This is a genomic window from Kitasatospora sp. NPDC059817 (assembly GCF_042731835.1).
Classification (GTDB): Bacteria; Actinomycetota; Actinomycetes; order Streptomycetales; family Streptomycetaceae; genus Kitasatospora.
On the sequence record NZ_JBHWIR010000010.1, the window covers coordinates 18,686 to 43,768 of the forward strand.

The window sequence follows — 25,083 nt, forward strand, 5'->3', positions numbered from 1 at the left end:
TCACAACTCTTCCAAGCTCAGAGGGTGTTGACCCAGTTGGTCAGGAGGGCGGCGCCGGCGTCGCCGGACTTCTCGGGGTGGAACTGGGTGGCCCAGAGCGGGCCGTTCTCGATGGCGGCGACGAAGGGCTGCCCGTGGGTGGCCCAGGTGACGAGCGGGGCGTGGATCCGTGCGCTGTGGGTCTCCAGCTCCCAGTGCCGCACACCGTAGGAGTGCACGAAGTAGAAGCGGCTCTGCGGGTCGAGGCCGGCGAACATCCGGCTGCCCTCGGGCACGTCGACGGTGTTCCAGCCCATGTGCGGGATGACGGGGGCGTCCAGCGGCTCGACGACGCCGGGCCACTCGTCGCAGCCGGCCGTCTCCACGCCGTGCTCGACCCCCTTCTCGAAGAGGATCTGCATGCCGACGCAGATGCCCATGACGGGGCGGCCCCCGGCGAGCCGGCGGCCGATGATCCAGTCGCCCCGGACGGACTTCAGGCCGCGCATGCAGGCCTCGAAGGCGCCGACGCCGGGGACGAGCAGGCCGTCCGCGTTCATCGCGGTGTCGTAGTCGGAGGTGACGGTGACGTCCGCCCCGGTCCGTTCGAGCGCGCGCTGCGCGGAGCGGAGGTTGCCCGACCCGTAGTCGAGGACGACGACGTTCTTGCCCATGTTCAGGTGTCCAGTCTCTCTACGTGTCCGGAGCTCACGTGTCCAGAGCCCATGTATCCGGCGTCCATGCGGCTAGAGGCGCATGATGCCGGAGGCCAGGCACATGACCGAGCCGAACGCGAGCACCAGGATGACGCCCTTGGGCAACTTCTGCTTCCAGAACGAGATCACGCCGCCGGCCAGGAAGAGGCCGACGAAGATGAGGGCGAGGGTCGCCTTGCTCACAGTGCACCCTTGGTCGAGGGGAGGATTCCGGCCGCGCGCGGGTCGCGCTCGGCGGCGTAGCGCAGGGCTCGGGCGAGCGCCTTGAACTGGCATTCCACGATGTGGTGGGCGTTGCGCCCGTACGGCACGTGGACGTGCAGGGCGATCTGCGCCTGGGCCACGAAGGATTCCAGGATGTGCCGGGTCATCGTGGTGTCGTACGAGCCGATCATCGGCGCCATGTGCTCGGGCTCGGTGTGCACCAGGTACGGCCGGCCGGAGAGGTCCACGGTGACCTGGGCGAGCGACTCGTCCAGCGGCACCGTGCAGTTGCCGAAGCGGTAGATGCCGACCTTGTCGCCGAGCGCCTGCTTGAAGGCGGCGCCGAGCGCGAGGGCGGTGTCCTCGATGGTGTGGTGGGTGTCGATGTGCAGGTCGCCGTCGGTCTTGACGGTGAGGTCGAAGAGACCGTGGCGGCCGAGCTGGTCGAGCATGTGGTCGTAGAACCCGACGCCCGTGGAGATGTCGGTCTTCCCGGTGCCGTCGAGGTCGATCTCGACCAGGACCGCGGTCTCCTTGGTGGTGCGTTCGACGCGTCCGATGCGGGACATACGGGTTACAGCTCCTTGATCACTGTTCGAACGGCGTCCAGGAAGGCGTCGTTCTCTGCGGGCGTGCCGGCGGTGACGCGCAGCCACCCGGGGACGCCGTTGTCACGGACCAGGACGCCCTGGTCGAGGATGGCCTGCCAGACGGCGTGGGTGTCGGCGAAGCGGCCGAACTGGACGAAGTTGGCGTCCGAGTCGGTGACCTCCAGGCCGAGCCCGCGCAGCGCGTCGACCAGCCGGTCGCGCTCCGCCTTGAGCCGGCCGACGTACCCGAGCAGGGTGTCGGTGTGCTCCAGGCAGGCCAGCGCGGTGGCCTGGGTGACGGACGACAGGTGGTACGGCAGGCGGACCAGCTGCACCGCGTCCACCACGGCCGGGTCGGCGGCCAGGTAGCCCAGGCGCAGCCCGGCCGCGCCGAAGGCCTTGGACATGGTGCGGGAGACCACCAGGTTGGGGCGGCCCTCGATGAGCGGCAGCAGCGAGGCCCGGTGCGAGAACTCGACGTACGCCTCGTCGACGACGACCAGGCTGGGCCCGGCGGCCTGCGCGGCCTCGTACAGCCGCAGCACGGTGTCGGCGGCGACGGCGGTGCCGGTCGGGTTGTTCGGCGAGCAGATGAAGACCACGTTCGGCCGGTGCTCGGCGATCGCGCCGAGGGCGGCGTCCAGGTCGATGGTGAAGTCGTCGTTGCGCGGGCCGGAGATCCACTCGGTGCCGGTGCCCCGGGAGATCAGCGCGTGCATCGAGTAGGAGGGCTCGAAGCCGAGCGCGCTGCGGCCGGGGCCGCCGAAGGTCTGCAGCAGCTGCTGGAGCACCTCGTTGGAGCCGTTGGCGGCCCAGACCTGCTGCCGGGTGACGGCGAAGCCGGTGGTCCGGCCGAGGTACGCGGCGAGGCCTTCGCGCAGTTCGACGGCGTCCCGGTCGGGGTAGCGGTTGAGGTTGCGGGCGGCCTCGGCGACGCGTTCGGCGATCCGGGCGACCAGCTCCTCGGGGAGCGGGTACGGGTTCTCGTTGGTGTTCAGCTGGACGGGCACGTCCAGCTGCGGCGCGCCGTACGGGGACTGGCCGCGCAGCTCGTCGCGGATGGGGAGGTCGTCGATCCGAGTCACCCGAGTCGCACCAGCCACCGGAGTCGCACCAGCCTCAGAAGTCACAGGAGTCACAGAAGAAGTAACAGCAGTCACGATCCCGGCACCGTCCAGTCGAAGCGCGCCTTGATCGCGTCGCCGTGCCCGGGCAGGTCCTCCGCGTTGGCGAGGTTGACCACGTGCGCGGCGACGTCGGCGAGCGCGTCCCGGTCGTACTCGACGACCTGGACGCCGCGCAGGAAGGTCTGCACGGACAGGCCGGAGGAGTGGCAGGCGCAGCCGCCGGTGGGCAGCACGTGGTTGGAGCCGGCCGCGTAGTCGCCCAGCGAGACCGGCGTCCAGCGGCCGATGAAGACGGCACCCGCGTTGACGACCTTGGCGGCCGCCGCGTGCGGGTCCCGGGTCTGGATCTCCAGGTGCTCGGCCGCGTAGGCGTTGACCACGGCGAGGCCCTGCTCCAGGTCGTCGACCAGGATGATCCCGGACTGCCGGCCGCCCAGCGCCTCGGCGACCCGCTCGCTGTGCTTGGTCCTGGCGACCTGGACGGCGAGTTCCGCCTCGACCGCGTCGGCCAGCGCCGGCGAGTCGGTGACGAGCACCGAGCCGGAGGTCGGGCCGTGCTCGGCCTGGCTGATCAGGTCGGCGGCCACGTCGGAGGGCAGCGCGCTGTCGTCGGCGAGGACGGCGATCTCGGTCGGGCCGGCCTCCGAGTCGATGCCGATCCGGCCGGCGAAGAAGCGCTTGGCGGCGGCCACGTAGATGTTGCCGGGGCCGGTGACCATGTTGACCGGCGCGCACTCCTCGGTGCCCAGCGCGAACATCGCCACGGCCTGGGCGCCGCCGACGGAGTACACCTCGTCCACGCCGAGCAGCGCGCAGGCCGCCAGGATGGTCGGGTGGACGCGGCCGTCGAACTCCTTCTGCGGCGGCGAGGTGACGGCGATGCCCTGGACGCCCGCCTCCTGGGCCGGCACCACGTTCATCACCACGGAGGACGGGTAGACGGCCAGCCCGCCCGGCACGTACAGGCCGACGCGCTCCACGGGCACCCAGCACTGGGTGACGGTGCCGCCCGGCACCACCCGGGTGGTGTGCTCGGTGCGGCGCTGGTCGGCGTGCACGGCGCGGGCCCGGCGGATCGACTCCTCCAGCGCGGCCCGCACCTTCGGGTCCAGCGTCTCCAGGGCCTCGGTCAGCTGCTCGGCCGGGACACGGGTCGACTCCAGCCGGACGCCGTCGAAGCGCTCGGTGATCTCGATCACGGCCGCGACCCCGCGATGGCGTACGTCCTCGGCGATCGGCCGCACCTTCTCCAGGGCGGCCGCCACGTCGAACTCGGCACGGGGCAGCAGGTCACGCGGGTCGTCCAGCGAGCCGCGGAGGTCGATTCGAGAGATCACGCCACCCAGTGTAAGGAGTGGCCGGAACCCCTGGTCCCGCATTTCAGTCCGTGATACGAAAGGCGAGACGACCGGGGGGACGGGGAAAACCATGCTGGAGCACGCTCCGGAGGGCTGGACCGATACGGAGCGTGAGCTCTGGGAGGCCTTCCGTCGCGGCAACGTCTTCGACCGGCGGAGTGGCGACGCCGCCACCGACGACCCGTTCGGGGACGCCGTCTGGGGCCCCGGGCGCACCGTCCGGGCCAGGGTGCTCGCCCATCTGCTGCTGGCCGGCCCGGCCGCCGCCACCGGGCGGGTCGCCTCGCTGCGGCTCAACGGCGTGCTGGTCACCGGCGCGCTCAACCTGGCCGGCGGCGCCATCGGCCACTACGTCGAGCTCCGCGAGTGCCGTTTCGAGCGCAAGATCCTCATCTCGGAGGCCTCGGCCTCGACGCTGCGCTTCGTCACCTGCCTGATCCCCCGCCTGGAGGCCTCCCGGCTCACCACCACCGGCGACCTCCACCTGGCCCGCTGCCGGATACCCGAGGGCGTACGGCTCACCGACGCCAAGGTCGGCACCGACCTGCTGCTCAACCAGACCGTCCTGGGCGGCGACCGCTACGGCCGCGCGCTGTCCGCCGACGGCCTGGCCGTCCACCAGGACTTCGAGGCCGAACGCGTCGATGTGCAGGGCGAGTTGAGCCTGCGCACGGCCCGGATAGGCGGCCGGCTGTCGCTGCGCGGCGCCCAGCTGCACGCCGTCCCGCAGAACCGCACCTGCCTCAACGCCGTCCGGCTCACCGTCGGCCACACCCTCTACCTGACCAGCTCCGCCGACGGCGGCTGGTTCGGCTCCCGCAGCTACTACGGCTCCGGCTACGGCCAGAACCCGCCGCCCGGCGCCCCCAGCACCCCGTTCCGCGCCTTCGGCCGGGTCCGGCTCTCCGACGCCCGCTTCGAGAGCGCCTGCCTGATCTCCGGCGAGTTCCACCTGGAGGGTGACGACGAGCTCTCGCTGCGCCGCATCCACACCCCCGAGCTGCGGTTCACCTGCCGGGTCCGCCCCACCGGCACCGTCTCGCTCTCCCGCGCCCGGGTCGGCAACCTCGTCGACACCCCGGACGCCTGGCCGCGCGGGCGCCACCTGGGCCTGACCGGCTTCGTCTACGAGGTGCTGCGCCCGGTCGGGCCCTTCAGCGTCCAGCAGCGGATCGCCTGGCTGGAGGGCTCCGCGGTGGACTTCCAGCCCGAGTCCTACGAGCAGCTCGCCGCCGCCCTGCGCCGCGACGGCGCCGACGACGACGCCCGCGAGGTGCTGTACGCCAAGCAGCGCCGCCGCCACCGGACCCTCCCGCTGCCCGCCCGGATCTGGGGCCGGGTCCAGGACGCCACCGTCGGCTACGGCTACCGCCCCGGCCGGGCCGGCCTGTGGCTGCTGCTCGCCTGGGCGCTGGGCAGCGTCTGGTTCGCCACCCATCCGCTGGAGCCGCTGAAGGCCGACGAGCACCCGCACTGGAACCCGGTGCTGTACACGCTCAGCCAGCTGGTCCCGGTCGTCGAGCTCGGCCAGCAGGGCTGGAACCCCGGGGGCCTCAGCCAGTACGTCACCGCCGGGCTGGTGATCGTCGGCTGGCTGCTCGCCACCACCGTCGTGGCCGGCGCCACCCGCATGCTGCAACGGGGCTGACCGCCCCGGCGGGCCGCCCTCGGGCCCGCCGTCGGGCCCGCCCTCGGGCACAACCCCGACGCGCCGCGACCGCGCGGGGAACTACGCTGTCCGCCGTGACAGAACGGCTCCCGCTCTTCCCGCTGAACAACGTGCTCTACCCGGGCCTCGTGCTGCCCCTGAACGTCTTCGAGGAGCGTTACCGCCGTCTCGTCGCCGACCTGCTCCAACTACCGGCCGACACGCCGCGCCGCTTCGGCGTGCTCGCCATCAAGGACGGCCGCGAGGTCTCCCCGGTCCGCCCCGAGGAGGGCCCGGCCGGGCCGCTCGACGGCCTCGGCACCGCCACCGGGGACCCGCTGGAGGCGATGTTCCACATCGGCTGCGTCGCCGACGTCGCCTCCGTCCAGGAGCAGCCGGACGGCCGCTACGAGCTGCTGGTCACCGGCACCACCCGGTTCCGGCTCCGCTCGGCGGACGTCTCCGGCCCGTACCTGACCGGCGAGGCCGAACTCGTCGAGGAACAGCCCGGCGAAGGCTCCGGCGCCCTCGCCGCCGAGGTCGAGCGGGCCTTCCGGGTCTACCAGAAGCGCCTCGCCGGGGCCCGCGAGGCCAGCACGGTCGGGCGCCAGGAGCTCCCGGACGACCCGCAGGTGCTCTCCTACCTGGTCGCCGCCGCCTCGGTGTTCGAGACCCCGGTCAAGCAGCAGCTGCTGGCCTGCCCCGACACCGCCCAGCGGCTGCGCACCGAACTCGACCTGCTGCGCCGCGAGAGCTCCGTGCTCAGCTGGCTGCCGTCGCTGCCAGCCGTCGACCTCACCCGCCAGTCGTTCAGCCCCAACTGATCCGGGAAGCCCGCACGCTGACCCGGAGAACCCGCACGCCGACCCGGGAAGCCCGCACGCTGACCCGGAAAACCCGCACGGCGAAGAAGGAGCCCCACATGGCGAAGAAGCCGAAGAAGGGCGGGCAGGGCACTCCCGCCACCGTCGCCCTGGAGACCGCCGCCGTCCCGTTCACCGTGCACGCCTACGAGCACGACCCGGCCGCCGCCTCCTACGGCGGCGAGGCCGCCGAGGTCCTGGGCGTCGCCGCCGAGCGGGTCTTCAAGACCCTGGTCGCCGACGTGGACGGCGTGCTCACCGTCGGCGTGGTCCCGGTCGCCGGGCAGCTCGACCTCAAGGCCCTCGCCGCCGCCGTCGGCGGCAAGCGCGCCGCCATGGCCGATCCGGCGGCCGCCGAGCGCAGCAGCGGCTACGTCCTCGGCGGCATCTCCCCGCTCGGCCAGCGCCGCCCGCTGCGGACCGTGGTCGACGCCAGCGCGCTCACCCACCCCACCGTCTACGTCTCCGGCGGGCGCCGCGGCCTGGAGGTCGAACTCGCCCCGGCCGACCTGGTCACCCTGACCGGCGCCCGCACCGCACCGATCGCTCGCTGACCCCGACTGACGGGCCCACCCGCGGGTGGGCCCGGGCCTACGCGGTCAGCCCTGCCCGCGCTCCCCTGGCCGTGCAGCATCCTCCGGCCGAACACCGTCGTCCGCCCGCACGGCGTCCTGCGGCCGCGCCGCGCCGTCCGCCCACACAGCGCCGTCCGCGGGGGCCTGCGGCGCAGCCGCCCCGTACGGCCCGGCCCAGTACGGCGGCGGGTCCTCCTCGCGCTTGCCGAACGCCGCCGACAGCGCCAGCAGCACCACCATCGCCGCCATCGGCCACACCAGCAGCGCCCCCAGCGCGCCGAGGTCGATGCTCGCGTCGAAGTGCCCGCCGTTGCCGACCCGCCGGGCTTCGGCGATCAGGTCGTTGCTGGGGCCGAGCCACCGGCCGAGCCGCCAGGCGCCGACCGAGCCGAGGAGTCCGCCGACCATCAGTCCGAGCGCGACCGCGATGCCGCCGCCGCGCTGCCGGGTGGCCAGGAAGGCCCCGAGCGCGGTCAGGAGGCCGGCGCCGAGCGCGATCAGGGCGAAGACCGCGTCGGCCCCCGCCCGCTGTTCGCCTTCGGGGTCGGCGTAGAGGATGCGGTCGCCGTCCACGACCAGCGGCACCTTGGGCGCGAGCCAGACCCACAGCCCTGCCATCACCAGTCCGACCGCGATGCAGGCCAGTACCGTGCCCGCGCCGAGCCGCAGCTCGGGCAGCAGCCGCTCCTTGAGCGTGGGGCCCGGCGACTGCGCGACCGCGAGGCCGGCCGGCGGCGGGGTCCCGGCGTCGGGGGCGGGCGGCGGCGCGTACGGATCGGGGGTGATGTCCGGCACCGCGTCCGCGGCGGCGCGGGTGGGGTCCGGAGGTGTGTTCGGTACGGTCACAGGCCCCATCGTTTCACGATCGCGGCCGGGACGAGCCGCCGCCCGTGCCTCCCGGAACCCGAACCCCGCACCTCGCGGAGCCGGACCCCGGGCGACCCCCGGGACACCCCCTACCGGGAGACGGCCCGCCGGTAGGCCCAGGTGGCGATCGCCAGCGACACCACGCCGACGCCCGCGCAGACGGCGAGGTCGCCCGCGATCAGCGCCCAGTCCGGGTCGGGTTCGAACGTCCGGGCGAAGGCCTCGACGCCGTACGTGGAGGGCAGCAGGTCGCGCAGCCACAGGACGGGCTGCGGGAGGTGGTCGACGGGCAGCACGCCGAGCAGCAGCGCCGCCGACATGCCGAGCTGCCCGAGCATGGTGGCGATCTCCTGCCGGGGCGCGAGCAGCCCGCAGGCGGCCCCGAGCCCGGACAGGGCGGCTCCGGCGAGCGGGACGACGGCCAGCAGCACCCACAGCTGCCCGAGCGGCAGCCCGAACATCACGGCGCCGAAGGCCGCGGTGAGGACCGTCCCGGGCAGCGTGAACGAGGCGTAGGCGGCGGCCGCGCCGAGCACCACGGAGGCGGCGGGTACGGGCAGCGTCGCGTAGTGGTCGAGTCCGCCGGTGGCCCGCAGCTTCCCGAAGTACTGGGCGAGCAGGTTGAGGGCGACGAACGCCACCACCAGCACGCTGGACCCGGCGACCACGGACCGCGCGGCCGAGGTCTGCCCGGCGTCCACCACGCCCCGCATCATCACGAGGATGCCGACGGACTGGAAGGTGGCGACGAACAGCAGCGGGATCCGCGCCACCCGGGCCCGGGCGAGCTGCGCCCGGTAGACGGCGGCGAGGGCGGGCAGCAGCCGGGCCGCGGGGGCGAGCGGGGCGGGGGTGCCGCCGGTCGCGGGGGCGGTGGCCTGCGGCGGCACCGAGAGCAGCGTCACTTGGCCAGTCCTCCGTGGCGGCCCCCGAGCTTGAGGTAGGCGTCCTCAAGGCTCGGGGTGGCGAGGGTGAAGTCGTCGAGGGCGGCGAAGGCCGGGCCGGTGGTGACGGCGGCGACCAGTTCGCGGGCCTGTTCGGGGGTGGTGCGGACGGTCCAGCGGCGGCCGGTGCGTTCGGCCCGTTCGGCGAGTTCGGCGACGGCGGGGACGGCGAGCGGCGCCTCGTCCCGCCAGACCAGGTCGAGCCGGACGTCGCCGTCGACGAGGGCCTTGAGCCCGCCGGGGGTGTCGCAGGCGATGACCCGCCCGTCGTCGATGACGGCGACCCGGTCGAGCACGGTCTCGGCCTCGATGACGTTGTGGGTGACCAGCAGGACGGTGGCGCCGCGTTCGGTGCGGCGCCGGTCGACGGCGGTCCAGACGGCCCGCCGGGCGACGGGGTCCATGCCGGTGGTGGGTTCGTCGAGGACGAGCAGCGGCCGTTCCCCGACGAGGGCGGCGGCGACGCAGGCGAGTCGGCGCTGGCCGCCGGAGAGCTTGGCGAGCGGCCGCTGGGCGAGGGGTTCGAGCCCGAGTTCGGTGAGGACGTCGGCGGCTTCGGCGCGGGCCCGGGCCCGGGTGAGGCCGCGCAGCCGTCCGGTGGTCTCGGCGGCGAGCGCGACGGTCAGTTCGTCGAGGGCGCTGGATTCCTGGCCGAGGTAGCCGAGCAGCCGGGCGGCCCGTTCGGGGTGGCGGACGATGTCGTGGCCGAGGAGTTCGACGGATCCGGAGTCCGGCCGCAGCAGGCCGGTGAGCTGGCGGACGAGGGTGGACTTGCCGGCCCCGTTGGGTCCGAGCAGCCCGAAGATCTCGCCCTGGCGGACGGTGAGGCTGATTCCGTCGTTGGCCCGGATCTCGCCCGCGGCGGCTCCGCGCCCGGTGCGGTAGGTCCTGACGAGGTCGCGCACGGCGACGCACGGCGGGGTGTTCTGGGGTACTCGCCCTGCCGACTCGGTCACGACCGAAGACTTTACGCGTTCGCCCGGGCGAACCGGACAAGGGGGCCTGATCACCGAAAACCGGCACGCGGCTCGCCGGGTCCAACCCGGGCCGTGCGCCCGTCAGTCGTCCACGACGACCATCGATCCGCCGGGCACCCGCACCGCCAGTTCCTTCCAGAATCCGGCCCGGATGGCGTAGCGGTCGTGTTCGTCGATCTGGTCGTCCTTGTGCGCGAGCAGTCCGAAGCGGGCGGCGTAGCGGAGGAGTTCGCCGTCGACCCGGTGCGGGATGCGGGGGTAGTCGGGCCAGAGCACGGTGAGCCGTTCGACGTCGCCCAGCCGTTCGCTCCAGCGGCGGGCGAAGACCTGGCCGACTTCGTGGGCGTCGCCGCCGATGGAGGTGATGTCCTCCTCGCGGTCGGCCCAGCGCTGTTCGGCGGTGGTGAGGTGGGCGAGGGTGGGGAGGCTGTCGCCGGCGGTGACGGCGGGTTCGGGGGCGGGGCGGTCGACCCATCCGCGGTCGGAGGACCAGCGCAGGACGGGGCCGGCCTGTCCGGGGGCGCCCGTCGTGCCGACGGCCTGCCCGTTGGTGCCGTGCCCGTTCGCCTGCCCGTTCAGGAACCCATTGCCGCCGTGCCCGTTGGCGCCGTGCCCGTTGACGAGCCCGTTGCCGCCGTGGCCGTTCGCGAGTCCGGTGCCGCCGTGCCCGTTGACGGCCGGGGCGACGGCGGGGGTGCGCCCGGCGAGGTCCTTGGGGGTGGGGACGACCTTGAGCGCGGCGGCCGGCTGGGGCCGCCCGGCCCCTGGGACGGCCCCGACGGCGGAGGCCCCGAGGGCAGCGGGCACGGCGGCAGCGGGCACGGCGGCCGGGGCGACGGCGGCCGGCTGGACGACCGGGGGCGCCACGACCGGCGCCGCGGCGGGTGCCACCACGGGCGGGGCGACGGGCGGGGCGGCGAGGATCTTGGCGATCTCCTGGCGGGCGCCGGGCGCGGGAAAGACGTTGGCGTTGTCCCGGAGGCTGAAGGAGCCCTCGATCCACTCGCGGTCGAGCACTCTTCGCTCGTCGGCCTCGCCGACCAGGTCCTCGGACTGGTTGAAGTCGCCGTCGGCGGCCTGGAGCGCCCACAGGTGGACGGCCACGCCGTGTTCCTTGGCGGTCATCATGCCGGGCAGCAGGTCGCCGTCGCCGGTGATCAGGACGACGTCGGCGCAGGCCCGGTTGCGGGCGAGTTCGGAGAGTTCGGCGTGCATGGCGGCGTCGACGCCCTTCTGCACCCAGCGCCCTTCGGCGCGGGTGAGGGCGCCGAGCCGCACGGTGACGCGGGGCAGGACGCGCAGCCGGCGGTGTTCGGGCATCGGGCGCCGGTCGGGGGCGGCGTCGAACCAGTAGATGCGCAGCAGCGGAAGTCCGGTCTCGGCTTCGGCGCGTTCGCGCAGCGCGGTGATCAGCGCGGTGTGGTCGACGGTGACTCTGGAACGGGATGGGTCACCGGCGAGCAGGCTGGCGGCGGCGCCCAGCAGGTATCCGGCATCCACCAGGACGACACAGCGGTCCATCGCGCACCTCTTTCCACTCGCCCTCGTGTGGGGGGTCGGGCCGGGTGGGCGCGGATCCGCCCGTCGTCCGGACGTGGTGGGGTGAGGGGCCCCCGTGGCCGCCCGATCGTTGGGTCACCTTTTCCCCCTGGTTCGCGCGCCGAACCTCGACGGATGTCGCGGTACCGCAACGGCAAGCCCAACGGAACGCAAAGGCGGGCCCCGTTCAACGACGGGGCCCGCCCTTGGTCACGCCGGGGAGTGCGAGCGGGCGCCCGCCGCGGGGTGCGAGGCGCTCGCCCGCGAGGTGCGAGGCGCCCGCCGCGAGGTGCGGGGTGCGAGCGCCCGCGGCCCGGCGGGCCGGGTGTCAGCCCTTGAGCTCGGCGGCGACCAGCTCGGCCAGCTGGACGGCGTTGAGCGCGGCGCCCTTGCGCAGGTTGTCGTTGGACACGAACAGCGACAGGCCGTGCTCGACGGTCTCGTCGGCCCGGATGCGGCCGACGTAGCTCGGGTCCCGGCCGGCGGCCTGGAGCGGGGTGGGGATGTCGGACAGCTCGACGCCGGGGGCGGCGGCGAGCAGTTCGGCGGCGCGCTCGGGGCTGATCGGGCGCTCGAAGCGGGCGTTGATCTGGAGCGAGTGGCCGGAGAAGACCGGGACGCGCACGCAGGTGCCGGCGACCTTGAGGTCCGGGATGCCGAGGATCTTGCGGCTCTCGTGGCGGAGCTTCTGCTCCTCGTCGGTCTCGTTGGAGCCGTCCTCGACGATGGAGCCGGCCAGCGGCACCACGTTGAAGGCGATCGGGCGCTGGTAGACCTTGGGCTCGGGGAACTCGACGGCGGAGCCGTCGTGGGCGAGCGCGGCGGCGCCGTCGACGACCTTGGCGGCCTGGTCCTGGAGTTCGGCCACGCCGGCCACGCCGCTGCCGGAGACGGCCTGGTAGGTGGAGACGACGAGCGCGGCGAGGCCGGCCTCCTCGTGCAGCGGGCGCAGCACGGGCATGGCGGCCATGGTGGTGCAGTTCGGGTTGGCGATGATGCCCTTGGGCCGGTCGGCGATGGCGCCGGGGTTGACCTCGGAGACGACCAGCGGGACGTCGGGGTCGCGGCGCCAGGCGGAGGAGTTGTCGATGACGACGGCGCCGGCCGCGGCGGCCTTGGGGGCGAGGGCCTTGGAGGTGGAGCCGCCGGCCGAGAAGATCACGATGTCCAGGCCGGTGTAGTCGGCCGTGGACGCGTCCTCGACGGTGACCTCGGTGCCCTGCCAGGGCAGGGTGCGTCCGGCCGAGCGGGCCGAGGCGAACAGCCGCAGCTGCTCGACCGGACCCAATCCGCCTTCACGACCAGCGCGCTCCGCCAGGATCTCGCGGACCACTGCGCCGACCTGGCCGGTGGCCCCGACAATGCCGATCTTCATTCCGACTACTCCTCTGGATGGTGCTGTCTACAGCCGCACTCTGCCCATCATGCCTTGTCACGAGGGTGCGGCGGCCTGGTGTTCCACGGTGTGAGAGCGACTAGTGGTCCAGACCACTCACGAGCTTCAGCGCCGCCTCGACCTCCGCCCCGCCGGCCGGCAGCAGCGGCAGCCGGACGTCCGGGGTGGGGATCCGGCCCTGGGCGTGCAGCACGCCCTTGATCACCGTCGGGTTCGGCGCGGCGAAGGCGGCCAGCGCCAGCCCGGTGAGCCGGTGCCCGAGCGCCCGGGCCCGGGCGGCGTCCCCGGCCTGCCAGGCCTGCGTCAGCTCGACGAACCGGGCGGTGGCCAGATGGGCGGAGGCGAGGATGCCGCCGGCCGCGCCGAGCGCCAGCAGCGGGGACAGGAAGGCGTCCTCCCCGGTCAGCACCGCGAAGTCGGCGGGGGCGGTGGCGAGCAGTTCCACCGCCGTCTGGTCGACTCCCCCGGTCGCGTACTTGACGCCCACCACGCCGTCCAGCGCGGCGAGTTCGAGCAGCGCGGCGGCGGACAGCTGCTGCCCGGTGCGGTACGGGATGTGGTAGACGACCAGCGGCAGCGGGCTGCTCCCGGCGAGCGCCCGGAAGTGCGCGACCGTCCCGGCCTCGCCCGGCCGCAGGAACGCCGGGACGGTGACCAGCGCGGCCGCGGCCTGCGGCACCCGCTTGCCGAGCGCGGCCAGCGACTCGGCGGTGGAGCGGGTGTCGCCGCCGTGCGCGCCGACGGTCAGGAGGGCCCCGCGGGCGGCGCAGGCGGCCGCGGCGGTCTCGACCACGGCCCAGCGCTCGTCCTCGCTCAGCGCGGCGGGCTCGCCGGTGGTCCCGAGGGCGACCAGCCCGGCCGCACCGGCCTCCAGCAGCTCGGCGGCGAGCACGGCGAGGGCGTCCAGCGCGACCGTGCCGTCCGCGGCGAAGGGCGTGATCAGGGGGACGTGGATGCCGGTGAGTTCCATGGCCACGATCCTGCGGCCCGCCGATCACCCAGGTCCAGTTCACATTCGTGATGCTTCTCGTAAGCTGAGCCGATGCTCGATGTCCGACGCCTGCGCCTGCTGCGCGAACTCGCCCACCTCGGCACCATCGCCGCCGTCGCCGAGGCGCTCTCCTTCAGCCCTTCGGCGGTGTCCCAGCAGCTGTCCGTCCTGGAGAAGGAGGCGGGCGTCCCGCTGCTGGAGCGGACCGGGCGGCGGGTCGCGCTCACTCCGGCCGGGCGCAACCTCGTCCGGCACGCCGAGGCGGTACTCGCCCTGCTGGAGCAGGCGGGCGCCGAACTCGCCCACGCCCGACGGGGGTTGGCCGGCCCGCTGCGGATCGGCACCTATCCGTCGGCGGCCCGCGCGATCATCCCGTCGGTGCTGGGCGAGCTGGCCGCCTGGCACCCGGGCCTGGAGCCGATGGTGACGGAGGTGGATCCGGCGGGCGTCGCGGCGGCGCTGCGCGCGGGCGAGCTGGACGTCGCCCTGGTGCACGAGTACGACCTGGTCCCGGCCGATCCGGAGCCGGGCCTGGCGGTGACCCGTCCGGTGTTCACCGAGCCGATGTACCTGGCGGCCCGTAGTCCGGGCACGGTCGCCGAGCAGCGCGGCGCGCCGTGGATCATGGCCCCGCCGGGCACGCTCTGCCACAGCATGGCCGTCCGGGCCTGCGAGGCCGCCGGGTTCGCGCCCCGGATCCGGCACCAGATCGACGACTTCGCGACCGTCCTGGCCCTGGTCGCGGCCGGCCAGGGCGTGGCCCTGGTCCCGCAGCTGGGCGCCGCGCAGCCCCCGCCCGGCGTGGTCCTCACCCGGCTGCCGATGTACCGCCGCACCCGGGCCGCCTTCCGCGCGGGCGCCGGTTCCCACCCGGCCATCTCGGCCTTCGTCTCCGCCCTGCACACGGCCGTCCCCCCAGGCCTGGGCGGGCACGGCTGATCCCCCGGGCCTCGCTAAGAGGCACGGGGGATCAGGCGCACGTCAGCCCGCCAGGCAGCTCGGCCCGAGCAGCTGCTTGAGGTCCCCGAACAGCGCCGGGTCCGACTTCACCCGGTGCCGGTCCAGCCGCAGCACGGTCGTCTTGTTCCGGCTCTCCAGCCGCACCCGGACCTCCGTGGTGCCCCGGTGGCTGCCCAGCACCTCGCCGAGCCGGGCGATCAGCGGCGGGGTGATCTTCACGCTCGGGATGTTGATGATGATCGGCGCCTCGGCGTGCGCGTTCGACAGGTCCGGGACGGTCAGCTCCATCCCCATCAGTCGCGGCACGTCCTCCCGCTTGTCCAGCTTGCCGCGCACGAACACCACGGCGTCCTCGACGAGTTGGGCCGAGACCAGCTGGTAGCTGGCGGGGAAGAACATGCAGTCGATCGAGCCCGCGAGGTCCTCGACGGTCGCGATCGCCCAGGCGTTGCCCTGCTTGGTCATCTTGCGCTGGAGGCCCGAGATGATGCCGCCGATGGTGACGATGGTGCCGTCGGGCCGTTCGGCGAGGTCGGCCACCGCGCAGTCCGCCTTGTCGGCGAGCACGTGCTCGATGCCGTGCAGCGGGTGCGAGGAGACGTACAGGCCGAGCATCTCGCGCTCCTGGGTGAGCAGGAAGGACTTCTCCCACTCCTCCTCGGAGAAGACGACGTCGAGGCCGAAGCTGGGCTCGTCGGAGACGGCGTCCCCGCCGAACAGGTCGAACTGGCCCTCGGCCTCCTTGCGCTTGACCCCGACGACGTTGTCGATCATCGGCTCGAACTGCGCGCTGAGGCCCTTGCGGGTGTGCCCGAGCGAGTCGAAGGAGCCCGCCTTGATCAGCGATTCGACGGTCCGCTTGTTGCAGACCACCGACTCCACCTTGTCGAGGAAGTCCGGGAAGGAGCTGAACTTCCCCTTCGCCTTGCGGGTGCGGATCATCGAGTCGACGACGGGGCCGCCGACGTTGCGGATCGCGGTGAGGCCGAACCGGACGAGCGTGTCACCGTGCGGGGTGAAGTCCGAGTCCGACTCGTTGACGTCCGGCGGCAGCACCTGGATGCCCATCTTGCGGCACTCGTTGAGGTAGATCGCCGACTTGTCCTTGTCGTCCTTGACGGACGTCAGCAGGCCGGACATGTACTCGGCCGGGAAGTTCGCCTTGAGGTAGGCCGTCCAGTACGAGACCAGCCCGTACCCGGCGGTGTGCGCCTTGTTGAACGCGTAGCCGGAGAAGGGGACCAGGACGTCCCACACCGCCTGGATCGCCGCGTCCGAGTAGCCGTGGTCCCGGCAGCCCTTCTGGAAGGGCACGAACTCGGCCTCCAGGATCTCCTTCTTCTTCTTGCCCATGGCCCGGCGCAGCAGGTCGGCCTGGCCGAGCGAGTAGCCGGCGAGGATCTGGGCGGCCTTCTGCACCTGCTCCTGGTAGACGATCAGGCCGTACGTCGGCTTGAGGATCTCCTCCAGGGGCTTCTCCAGCTCCGGGTGGATCGGGGTGATCTCCTGCTGGCCGTTCTTGCGCAGCGCGTAGTTGGTGTGCGAGTTGACGCCCATCGGGCCCGGTCGGTACAGCGCGAGGACGGCGGAGATGTCTTCGAAGTTGTCGGGCTTCATCAGCCGCAGCAGCGAGCGCATGGGGCCGCCGTCGAGCTGGAAGACGCCGAGCGTGTCACCGCGTGCCAGCAGTTCGTAGGTCGGCTTGTCGTCCAGGGGCAGATCAAGCAGGTTGATCTTGATGCCCTTGTTCTTCTCGATCGCCTTGACGGCGTCGTCCATGATCGTCAGGTTGCGCAGGCCGAGGAAGTCCATCTTGAGAAGGCCGAGGCCCTCGCAGGTGGGGTAGTCGAACTGCGTGATGGTGACGCCGTCGGTGTGCCGGGTCCAGACCGGGATGTGGTCGGTCAGCGGCTCGGCGGACATGATGACGCCGGCCGCGTGCACGCCGGGCTGGCGGATCAGGCCCTCGATGCCGCGCGCGGTGTCGATGACCTTCTTCACGTCCGGGTCGCTCTCGTACAGCCCCCGGATCTCGCCGGCCTCGCTGTAGCGCGGGTGGCTGTTGTCCGTGATGCCGGACAGCGGGATGCCCTTGCCCATCACGTCCGGCGGCATCGCCTTGGTGATCCGGTCGCCCATCGCGTACGGGTAGCCGAGGACGCGCGAGGAGTCCTTGATGGCGGCCTTCGCCTTGATGGTGCCGTACGTGACGATCATGGCGACCTTGTCGGATCCCCACTTCTCGGTCACGTACCGGATCACGTCACCGCGCCGGCGCTCGTCGAAGTCGATGTCGACATCGGGCATGGAGATGCGCTCGGGGTTGAGGAAGCGCTCGAAGATCAGGCCGTGCGGGATGGGGTCGAGGTCGGTGATGCCCATCGCGTACGCGACCAGCGAGCCCGCCGCCGAACCACGGCCGGGGCCCACCGCGATGCCCTGCTCCTTGGCCCACATGATGAAGTCGGCGACCACGAGGAAGTACGCCGGGAACCCCATCTGGATGATGGTGTCCATCTCGTACTCGGCGAGCTTCTTGTGCTCCTCGTCGTACCCGCCCGGGAAGCGCCAGTCCATGCCCTTCCACACCTGGGACTTGAAGAAGTCCGCCTCGGACTCGAAGCCCTCCGGGATCGGGAAGCGCGGCATGAGGTTGCGGAACTTGAACATGCCCTCGGTGTCGACCCGGGAGGCGACGAGCAGCTGGCTGTTGCGGCAGCCCTCCTGCCAGGCGTCCGAGGAGTCCAGGGCGTACATCTCGGCGGCCGACTTGATGTAGTAGCCGGTGCCGTCGAAGCGGAAGCGGTCCGGGTCCGAGAGGTTCTTGCCGGTCTGCACGCAGAGCAGCAGGTCGTGCGCCCCGGCGTCGGCCTCGGTGGTGTAGTGCGAGTCGTTGGTGACGACCGGGGGGATGTTCAGCTTCTTGCTGATCTCCAGCAGCCCGTCGCGGACCCGCTTCTCGATGTCGAGGCCGTGGTCCATCAGCTCCAGGAAGTAGTTCTCCTTGCCGAAGATGTCCTGGTAGTCGGCGGCCGACTTCACCGCCTCGTCGAACTGGCCCAGGCGCAGCCGGGTCTGCACCTCGCCGGACGGGCAGCCGGTGGTGGCCATCAGGCCGCCGGACAGGTCGGAGATCAGCTCCTTGTCCATCCGGGGCCACTTCACCAGCCAGCCCTCGGCGTACGAGCGCGAGGTCAGCTTGAAGAGGTTGTGCAGGCCCTCCTTGTTACGGGCCCAGATGGTCTTGTGGGTGTAGGCGCCGGAGGCGGAGACGTCGTCCCGCTTCTGGTGCGGCTGGCCCCACAGGATGCGCTTGGTGTTGGAGCGGGACTCCGGCGCGACGTACGCCTCGATGCCGATCACCGGGGTGATCCCGGCGGCGGTCGCCTGCTTGTGGAACTCGGCGGCGCCGTACATGTTCCCGTGGTCGGTCATCGCGACGTGGGTCTGGCCCAGCCGCTCGACCTCCTTGAACATCTGCTTCAGCCGGGCGGCACCGTCCAGCATCGAGTACTCGGTGTGGACGTGCAGATGCGCGAACGGCTGATCGCTCAAGGCGGGGCCTCCGGAGGCGAGTGCGGGTCTGGTGGGCCGGCGAACGCGCAGGTACGCGCAGGTCACGGAAGGTGCCTGGAAACGGATGTGGCCCGGACCACCTCGTGGGGTCCGGACCATCACTCACACGTTCACCCGTCTACTCTAGCTCCCCTTCGGAGCCGGCTCCCTCCGGCTCGGAGCCTCCCGAGCTCAGCCCGGCGAGTCGCGCCCCGGCGGCCTCACGGACCTCCGCCTCCTCCATCGGATCGTCCCGCAGGTGGGCGAGGCGTTCCCGGACGTGGGGGCGGTCGGGGGCGTGCGCGACGGCCGGCAGGCGGGCGCCGGCCTCGCAGTCCCAGAGGCACTCGGTGTACACCTCGGCCAGCCCGACGGGGGCGACGGCGGCCAGTGCCTCCAGGTAGGCGGGGCGCTCGGAGGAGTGCGGCGTCCACAGCCAGAAGCGGCGCAGCAGCGACGCGGCCCCGGCGGCTTCGGGGCCGAACCGGGCCAGGCCCCGGGCGGTGTGCATCGGGCCACACCACTCCTGGGACGCCCACTGCCGCTCCAGCTCTCCCGTCGCCGTCGGCAGATCACTCGCGATGTGCAGATCACTCGCGCCGCCGTGCTCCGGCAGCAGGGCGCGCGGGCCACGCCGCTCACGGACGTCCTGCCCGGCCGCCAGGTCCTCCCACCACGGGGTCGGCCAGAGCATGGCCACCGACTCCAGGGCGGCCACCCGGTGCTCGCCCTCGCGGACGTGGGTACGGAGTGCTTCCCGGGCCTCGGCGGAGCCGCCGAGCGCCAGCAGCTCCAGGACTCCGGTGGCCCGCAGGCAGGTGTCCTCGTCCCCGGTCAGCAGGTCGACGATCGGTCCGACCGGCAGTTCCAGGTCCCGGACGAGCCGCGCCAGGTAGAGGTGCCGGTCGTCCGCCTCTCGGTCCCAGCGCCAGTCCCAGCGGATGCACCCGTAGACCAGGTCGGCGGCTGCCGCCGGGTCCTCCGCCGCCATCTGCGCGCCCAGGCCCCGGCCGCGCTGCAACAGCCCGGGCAGGGTGCCTGCCGGGGCGTACTCGTATCTCCGCTGTGCCACGTGCCCAATCGTCCCTTAGCCCCCGACGGCTGGGCGGCGGGGGCTGGGGGGGGTGAGGGTGAGGGAGCTGGGGGTTAGGTGTCCTCGTCGGGCGGGGTCGCCTTGAGAGCCGTGATGACACCGAGGACGACCGTGGCGATCGCCAGAGCGAGGAGGACGGCGAAGGCGGTGGCGATCAGGAAACGCACGAGTCGTCGCCTCGCTCGGCGGCGAGGAGGAGGGAGAGGAGGTTGAGGAGAGTGGAGGCGGGGGCGGCGTTGAAGCGGACGAGGATGCGGCCGTCGATGGTCTTGTCGGTGGTGGCCGAGGGCCAGATCAGGCCGAACCTCCGGCCACGTTCCTGGACTTCGGCGAGGAGCGTGTGGATGTGGTCGTCGGTGTAGTGCCGGATCCGGGGGTCGGTCGGCAGCATGGGGCGACGGCGCGGGAGCGGGAAGGACATCAGGCGGCGTCCAGCTCGAACCAGACCATTTTGCCGCGTTCCTGGGGGTCCACGCCCCAGCGGTGGGTGAGGCCTTCGATGAGCTGGAGGCCCCGGCCGGACTGCGCGAGGGGCGCCGGCGCTTGCTTCTTGGGGAGGTCCGGGCTCTCGTCACTGACGGACACCCGGAGGGTGGGGCCGACGGCGAGGATGAGGACGAGCGGCGCGGGGGTGCCGCCGTGCCGCCAGGCGTTCACGAGCAGTTCCACGAGCGCGAGTTCGGCATCGTCGGTGACCGAGGGCAGGTACCCGCAACGACCCATCGCGTCCCGGAGGGACTGGCGGGCGATGGCGAGGGAGGGCGTGTTGAGGTGGCGCATGGGAGTTCTCCCGAGGCGTGATGGTGAGGGAAGAACCGGCGGGCATGCCGCCGAAGGCCCAACGAGAGGGCCCTATTGACGATCCGTCGGATCGCCATGACACCGAACATACAGCAGCGGTATCACGTGTAGAACGAAAACCGGATAGGTTCACCCTGAAGTGCCACCCTCCGCCCCCAGGTGGACCCGCGCCAAGCGGCGCGGCAGACTTGGAACACACCGGCAAGGAAGGACCCAATGCCGCCACGACTCAATCCGACGCTCCGTCAACGTCGTATCGGTGCCGAGCTTCGGAAGATGCGCGAGGCCGCCGGTCTTCAGACGGTGAACCTGAGCAGGGCCCTTGGCATCGACAGAACTCAGGTCAGCCAGATGGAGTCTGGCAAGATCGGCGTGAGCCCAGAACGGCTCCGCTCCTTCGCCGCAGCCTGCAAGTGCACGAACATGCCCTTGATCGAGGCTCTGGAGTCCATGGTCCAGGACCGCTCCAAGGGTTGGTGGGAGGAGTACCGAGGGTCCCTCCCTGACGGCATCCTTGAGAACGCGGAGCTGGAGAAGCGTTCGAACGGGCTCATGATGTGGCTCCTCACCCACATGCCGGGCCCCTGCCAGACCATCAACTACGCCTCGTCAGTCTTCGGTCGGGTATTTCCTCCACTCCCTCGGCACGAGTTGGAGGCCCGCACCGCATTCAGAATGCAGCGCAAGGCCGACCTGCGCCGCAATCCGAAGCCGCTGACCGCTTTCATCTACGAGTCGGTACTGTGGACTCGGTTCGGCGGTACCCAGATCCTCAAGGAACAACTCGGCTCCCTGCTCGAAGACTCCGAACTGCCCTGGATGACCATTCGAGTCGTACCGTTCAACGTCGAGACCTTCCCCGGGGCCGCCGAGAACCTCGCCTATGCGTTCGGCTCGGTCCCTGAGCTCGACACTGTCGAACGGGAACTCTCCCAGGGCCCCGAATACCTCGACGCCGTCAACGAGCTGGCCAGCTACCGGTACATCTTCGAGCGCACTGAATCGGTTGCGCTGAGCGCGAGCGGCTCTCGCGACCTGATCCGCAAAATCGCACGAGACCTATGAAAGGCCCATCATGACCGACACCGAGTGGCAGAAGTCTTCCTTCAGCGGCAGCGTCGAGAACTGCGTCGAGGTACGCACGGCCAACGGGACGGTCGAACTCCGCGAGTCCGACGAGGCCCACCTCGTCATCCCCACCACCCACGCCCACTTCGCGGCCTTCCTCCAGGCCGCCAAGGCCGGCGAGTTCGACCACCACGCCTAGACACACCACAGCGCAGGAAGTCGGCCAGCCCGACTTCCTGCGCCAAACAACCAACGGGGCCCCAGATGACCAACACCAACTGGCAAAAGTCCAGCTACAGCGGGGCATCCAACGAGTGCGTGGAGATCCGCACCGCCGACGGCCTCGTCGAACTCCGCGAGTCCGACCAGGGCCACCTCACCCTCCCCACCACCCCCGCCCACTTCGCCGCCTTCCTCCAGGCCGCCAAAGCCGGCGAGTTCGACCACCACGCCTAGTACTGCAACCGCATCTGCGTGACGGATGTGGTGTTGGGCTCGTTGGTATGTCTGTGTGCTGATGAGCTGATGGTCGAGCAGGTCGAGTCGCCCCTCGGGTAGGACGATTTGCAACTCGGGGCTCGGCGCCCCGCAGTGCGGCGGGACGTCGAGCGGGTCCTATCGAATCTCCCTACCCGGAGCTGGAATCGGTGGCCTATTCGCGGCCGCTTCGAGACGGCCTCGGGGTGCCGACGGTGGCACCTCCATCGCCGGCTCCGAGCGACGGGTCGCCGCAGCTGACCGTGATGGACTGCACCGATCTCCAAATCGCCAGGCAACTGCGCATCAACGCAAGTAGGGTGGAGCAGCGCCTGACACGCGTGTACCGGAACTCGACGTCAAACGCCGAAGAGACCTTCCCGTGGACCTGCGCAACGACGGAACCACGACCGGGCGGACAGGCCCCGGAGGCCTCTGACACGGAGCACTCCCAGCCGTCCTCGTCCCCACCGCGGAACCGACTGCCCCTGCCTAAGGATTCATGTGCCGCACACCTCGGACGACCGACCGACCACCCTTGCAGTCGGCACCTACACCATCGACGCCGGACGCAGCACGATCGCCTTCACCACGCGCCACTTCTTCGGCCTGGGCGCCGTGCGTGGAACGTTCGACCTTACCTCGGGGCAGGTGCACGTCGCCGCCGAGCCCACGCAGTCGTCGGCCACGGCTGTCATCGATGCCGACAGCTTCTCGACCGACAGCGGTACCCGCGACAGGGTCGTGCGCTCACCCAAGTACCTGGGCACAGCCGCACACCCCCACATGGCCTTCGCCTCGAACGCCGTCCAGTCCACGGACACCGGGTACGTCCTGCGCGGAGAGCTGACCGTCAAAGCCACCACGCGGCCCATCGAACTTACCGTCGAGCAGCCGGAATTCACAGCCGATGGAATCCGGTTCCGCGCCACCACCAGAATCGACAGGTACGCATTCGGTATCACCGTCGACAAAGGCATGACCGCCCGTCACCTCACCCTTTCCCTCGACATTCTCGCCGTGCCCGCCGTAGGCGGCATCCCCGGCGACTAGTACTGCAACCGCATCTGGGGGTTGTGGCCTCGGTGTTTGCAGTGGGAGCGGCGGGCTCGGGCCTGGCTGCGTCGGCGGAAGCGTGACCAGCGCAGATGGTGCTCGTTGGCGTGGTGGCGGGGTGTGACGATGAGGTGGCCTGCCGAAACGGTGCGCGAAGCGGGCATGGAAGCCCACTATCCCTCGGGCCACGACTCGACCTGTTCAACCGTCAGCTCGTCAGCACACAGTCATACCAACGACGCCGAACGCCAGCGGTAACGACAGATGCGGTCGCAGTACTAGACACACCACGGCGCAGGAAGTCTGCCAGCCCGACTTCCTGCGCCAAACAACCGACGGGACCCCAAATGACCGACACCAACTGGCAGAAGTCGTCCTTCAGCGGATCCGGTGGCGACTGCGTGGAGATCCGCACCGCCGACGGCCTGGTCGAACTCCGCGAGTCCGACCAGGGCCACCTCACCCTCCACCCCACCCCCGCCCACTTCGCCGCCTTCCTCCAAGCCGCCAAAGCCGGCGAGTTCGACCACCACGCCTAGTGCAGCGCCACGTTGATCCTTCGGGGGTTCATGCGGCTTTGAGTGGGCTGCCGTCGTAGGTCCAGCGGCAGGGCTTGGCGTCGTGTTCGTCGTAGCCCAAGACGAAGGTGGCACTCGACGATGCCGGCGAAGGGAACCCCGCGCCGCACGACATAATCCCGGCGGATGACTCCGGTACCTCGCGGAGGCTACGAACGACACCAGAATGTCTACATCCATGGGCTGATTCGATACGGAGCTGCGGAACCTAGCGTCGATCCCATGAAACGCAATCGCCGTATCAGCGCTGTCGCGGTGTTGGCGCTCGCCGCCCTCGTCACCGGAACCGGCGCCGGGTTCGCCGCCACGACCACACCGGTGGCCACACCGTCGGCCACACCGGTGGCCACGCACGCGTTAGACACCGCACCGGCCACGGCCACCGCGCCCACGCGGTCCTTCCAAGGCGCGCTCCCCGCGCCGACCGGCCCCTACGCCGCCGGCGAGGACGTCATCCACCTCACCGACGAGAGCCGTCCCGACCCGTGGGTGCCGTCATCCGGCCCCCGCCAACTGACCGTCACGATGGTCTACCCGGCCGTCCCCGGGACCGGGACTCCGGCCCCTTACATGAGCCTCGCCGAGGCAGCCGGAGTCATCCAGCGGCGGAAGTTGCCGGCGAGCTACGGCGTCACCGCACAGAACCTTTCCGGCGTCACCACTCACGCCTTCGACGGCGCGCGGCCGCAGCGCGGCAAGCATCCGCTGGTGGTCCTCTCACCCGCGTACGAGGACCCGCGCATGACGCTCACCTCGCTCGCGACCGACCTGGCCAGTCACGGCTACGTCGTCGCGCTCGTCGGCCACACCTACGAGGACAGCGGCGAGACGCTGGCGAACGGCCAGACGCCGCCGTGCGCGATCTGCGATGACCCGAAGACGCTCGACTTCGACTCCGTCGCCGCCAGCCGCGCGCTGGACGTGTCCTTCGTGATCGACCGGTTGACGCACGGCAATACCGCGTGGCCCCTGGCGCACCTCATCGACAAGCACGAGATCGGCATGGCCGGGCACTCCCTCGGCGGAGCGGCGGCCGCCGCCACGATGATCGCCGACCCGCGAGTACGGGCCGGAGTGAACATGGACGGCAGCTTCCACCCGGCCCCGATGCCCGGCCAGATCAACCGGCCGCTCCTCATGCTGGGTACGGCCGACTACCACTCGGTCGGCGGCCACGACACCTCGTGGGGGCAGACCTGGGCCGCCCTCGGCGGCTACAAGAAGTGGCTGACGGTCGCCGGAGCCGACCACTTCAGCTTCGCCGACCTGGACCTGCTTCTGGAGCAGGCCGGGTTCCCGACGCCGCCCCTCTCCCCGGAACGCGGGGTGGCGATCACCCGCGAGTACGTGGCAGCGTTCTTCGACCAGACGCTGAAGGGGATCGACAGTCCGCTGCTGGACGGCCCCTCGCCGAACAATCCGGAAGTGCTCTTCCAGTCCTAGTGCAGCGCCGCGTTGATCCTTCGGGGGTTCATGCGGCTTTGAGTGGGCTGCCGTCGTAGGTCCGGCAGTAGGGCTTGGCGTCGTGTTCGTCGCAGGACAGGACGAAGGTGTCGATGGCCGCGGCCAGTTCGTCGCGGGAGGCGAACTGGCCGCGGCGTCGTAGACGTCGGGTCAGGGTGGAGAAGAGCAGCTCGACTTGGTCGAGCCGGCCGGCCTGTTCGGGCGTGTGGTGGATGTTGAAGCGGGGACGGGACCTGTGCTCTCCGGCTGGGGCGGCT

The 25,083-nt window shown here is 71.6% G+C and carries 25 protein-coding genes; 10 read left to right on the forward strand and 15 right to left on the reverse strand.

The window, feature by feature from the left end; all coding sequences use genetic code 11:
- Positions 1 to 17: 17 nt before the first annotated feature.
- From hisH to hisD, 5 genes are all read right to left on the reverse strand, one after another.
- Positions 18 to 653, reverse strand: a complete 636-nt coding sequence (hisH, locus tag ACFV61_RS03690; RefSeq protein WP_063347181.1) for an imidazole glycerol phosphate synthase subunit HisH — start codon at positions 651 to 653, stop codon at positions 18 to 20.
- A 72-nt stretch (positions 654 to 725) separates the two neighbouring features.
- Positions 726 to 878: a hypothetical protein gene (locus tag ACFV61_RS03695; protein WP_167745856.1), complete on the reverse strand. Its 153-nt coding sequence runs from the start codon at positions 876 to 878 to the stop codon at positions 726 to 728.
- A complete protein-coding gene (hisB, locus tag ACFV61_RS03700; RefSeq protein WP_030239805.1) occupies positions 875 to 1,468 on the reverse strand; it encodes an imidazoleglycerol-phosphate dehydratase HisB in 594 nt (197 codons plus the stop codon). The genes ACFV61_RS03695 and hisB overlap by 4 nt, the downstream gene beginning before the upstream one ends.
- Positions 1,469 to 1,473: 5 nt before the next feature.
- Positions 1,474 to 2,574 (reverse strand): histidinol-phosphate transaminase, encoded by a 1,101-nt coding sequence (locus ACFV61_RS03705; protein WP_063347183.1) that lies wholly within the window; start codon positions 2,572 to 2,574, stop codon positions 1,474 to 1,476.
- A 71-nt stretch (positions 2,575 to 2,645) separates the two neighbouring features.
- Positions 2,646 to 3,953: a histidinol dehydrogenase gene (gene hisD / locus ACFV61_RS03710; protein ID WP_380489922.1), complete on the reverse strand. Its 1,308-nt coding sequence runs from the start codon at positions 3,951 to 3,953 to the stop codon at positions 2,646 to 2,648.
- 91 nt (positions 3,954 to 4,044) lie between these two features.
- Here hisD and ACFV61_RS03715 point away from each other — a divergent pair, with 91 nt between their 5' ends.
- From ACFV61_RS03715 to ybaK, 3 genes are all read left to right on the forward strand, one after another.
- Positions 4,045 to 5,622 carry an oxidoreductase gene (locus tag ACFV61_RS03715; protein ID WP_380489924.1) on the forward strand — a complete coding sequence of 526 codons (1,578 nt, stop codon included), beginning with the start codon at positions 4,045 to 4,047 and terminating at the stop codon, positions 5,620 to 5,622.
- 95 nt (positions 5,623 to 5,717) lie between these two features.
- Positions 5,718 to 6,446, forward strand: coding sequence for an LON peptidase substrate-binding domain-containing protein (locus ACFV61_RS03720; RefSeq protein ID WP_063347186.1), 729 nt, complete (start codon positions 5,718 to 5,720; stop codon positions 6,444 to 6,446).
- A 98-nt stretch (positions 6,447 to 6,544) separates the two neighbouring features.
- Complete coding sequence (gene ybaK / locus ACFV61_RS03725) at positions 6,545 to 7,039, forward strand: Cys-tRNA(Pro) deacylase (RefSeq protein ID WP_063347187.1); 495 nt, start codon at positions 6,545 to 6,547, stop codon at positions 7,037 to 7,039.
- A gap of 45 nt (positions 7,040 to 7,084) precedes the next feature.
- On the opposite strand, the gene ACFV61_RS03730 is transcribed toward ybaK, so the two are convergent.
- The 6 genes from ACFV61_RS03730 to ACFV61_RS03755 form a co-directional block, all read right to left on the reverse strand.
- Positions 7,085 to 7,906 carry a hypothetical protein gene (locus ACFV61_RS03730; RefSeq protein WP_380489926.1) on the reverse strand — a complete coding sequence of 274 codons (822 nt, stop codon included), beginning with the start codon at positions 7,904 to 7,906 and terminating at the stop codon, positions 7,085 to 7,087.
- A 110-nt stretch (positions 7,907 to 8,016) separates the two neighbouring features.
- Complete coding sequence (locus tag ACFV61_RS03735; RefSeq protein WP_063347189.1) at positions 8,017 to 8,832, reverse strand: ABC transporter permease; 816 nt, start codon at positions 8,830 to 8,832, stop codon at positions 8,017 to 8,019.
- Entirely contained in the window at positions 8,829 to 9,827 is a 999-nt protein-coding gene (locus tag ACFV61_RS03740; RefSeq protein WP_380489928.1) for an ABC transporter ATP-binding protein, read from the reverse strand. The genes ACFV61_RS03735 and ACFV61_RS03740 overlap by 4 nt, the downstream gene beginning before the upstream one ends.
- 102 nt (positions 9,828 to 9,929) lie before the next feature.
- Positions 9,930 to 11,369, reverse strand: coding sequence for an NYN domain-containing protein (locus ACFV61_RS03745; RefSeq protein ID WP_380489930.1), 1,440 nt, complete (start codon positions 11,367 to 11,369; stop codon positions 9,930 to 9,932).
- Positions 11,370 to 11,715: 346 nt separating this feature from the next.
- The gene (locus tag ACFV61_RS03750; protein ID WP_380489932.1) at positions 11,716 to 12,762 is read right to left on the reverse strand and encodes an aspartate-semialdehyde dehydrogenase; all 1,047 of its coding nucleotides are present in this window, start codon (positions 12,760 to 12,762) and stop codon (positions 11,716 to 11,718) included.
- 100 nt (positions 12,763 to 12,862) lie between these two features.
- Positions 12,863 to 13,753, reverse strand: a complete 891-nt coding sequence (locus tag ACFV61_RS03755) for a dihydrodipicolinate synthase family protein (protein ID WP_380489935.1) — start codon at positions 13,751 to 13,753, stop codon at positions 12,863 to 12,865.
- A gap of 72 nt (positions 13,754 to 13,825) precedes the next feature.
- Between ACFV61_RS03755 and ACFV61_RS03760 the strand changes: the two genes are divergently transcribed.
- Positions 13,826 to 14,713 (forward strand): LysR family transcriptional regulator, encoded by an 888-nt coding sequence (locus tag ACFV61_RS03760; protein WP_380423265.1) that lies wholly within the window; start codon positions 13,826 to 13,828, stop codon positions 14,711 to 14,713.
- Positions 14,714 to 14,755: 42 nt separating this feature from the next.
- On the opposite strand, the gene dnaE is transcribed toward ACFV61_RS03760, so the two are convergent.
- From dnaE to ACFV61_RS03780, 4 genes are all read right to left on the reverse strand, one after another.
- Positions 14,756 to 18,289, reverse strand: a complete 3,534-nt coding sequence (gene dnaE, locus ACFV61_RS03765; RefSeq protein WP_380334013.1) for a DNA polymerase III subunit alpha — start codon at positions 18,287 to 18,289, stop codon at positions 14,756 to 14,758.
- Positions 18,290 to 18,428: 139 nt separating this feature from the next.
- Positions 18,429 to 19,361 carry a hypothetical protein gene (locus tag ACFV61_RS03770; RefSeq protein WP_380489937.1) on the reverse strand — a complete coding sequence of 311 codons (933 nt, stop codon included), beginning with the start codon at positions 19,359 to 19,361 and terminating at the stop codon, positions 18,429 to 18,431.
- Positions 19,362 to 19,536: 175 nt separating this feature from the next.
- Positions 19,537 to 19,803 (reverse strand): hypothetical protein, encoded by a 267-nt coding sequence (locus ACFV61_RS03775; protein WP_159398403.1) that lies wholly within the window; start codon positions 19,801 to 19,803, stop codon positions 19,537 to 19,539.
- On the reverse strand, positions 19,803 to 20,162 hold the full coding sequence (locus ACFV61_RS03780) for an ATP-binding protein (protein WP_063347198.1): 360 nt from the start codon (positions 20,160 to 20,162) through the stop codon (positions 19,803 to 19,805). The genes ACFV61_RS03775 and ACFV61_RS03780 overlap by 1 nt, the downstream gene beginning before the upstream one ends.
- Positions 20,163 to 20,399: 237 nt before the next feature.
- Between ACFV61_RS03780 and ACFV61_RS03785 the strand changes: the two genes are divergently transcribed.
- The 6 genes from ACFV61_RS03785 (at position 20,400) to ACFV61_RS03810 (ending at position 24,805) form a co-directional block, all read left to right on the forward strand.
- Positions 20,400 to 21,248, forward strand: a complete 849-nt coding sequence (locus tag ACFV61_RS03785; RefSeq protein WP_380334006.1) for a helix-turn-helix domain-containing protein — start codon at positions 20,400 to 20,402, stop codon at positions 21,246 to 21,248.
- Positions 21,249 to 21,258: 10 nt separating this feature from the next.
- Positions 21,259 to 21,450 (forward strand): DUF397 domain-containing protein, encoded by a 192-nt coding sequence (locus ACFV61_RS03790; RefSeq protein ID WP_380489939.1) that lies wholly within the window; start codon positions 21,259 to 21,261, stop codon positions 21,448 to 21,450.
- Between the two features lie 65 nt (positions 21,451 to 21,515).
- On the forward strand, positions 21,516 to 21,707 hold the full coding sequence (locus ACFV61_RS03795; RefSeq protein ID WP_380489941.1) for a DUF397 domain-containing protein: 192 nt from the start codon (positions 21,516 to 21,518) through the stop codon (positions 21,705 to 21,707).
- A 525-nt stretch (positions 21,708 to 22,232) separates the two neighbouring features.
- Positions 22,233 to 22,781, forward strand: coding sequence for a YceI family protein (locus ACFV61_RS03800; RefSeq protein ID WP_380489943.1), 549 nt, complete (start codon positions 22,233 to 22,235; stop codon positions 22,779 to 22,781).
- 350 nt (positions 22,782 to 23,131) lie between these two features.
- Complete coding sequence (locus ACFV61_RS03805; protein ID WP_380341949.1) at positions 23,132 to 23,323, forward strand: DUF397 domain-containing protein; 192 nt, start codon at positions 23,132 to 23,134, stop codon at positions 23,321 to 23,323.
- Between the two features lie 261 nt (positions 23,324 to 23,584).
- Entirely contained in the window at positions 23,585 to 24,805 is a 1,221-nt protein-coding gene (locus ACFV61_RS03810; RefSeq protein WP_380489945.1) for an alpha/beta hydrolase family protein, read from the forward strand.
- Positions 24,806 to 25,083 lie beyond the last annotated feature (278 nt).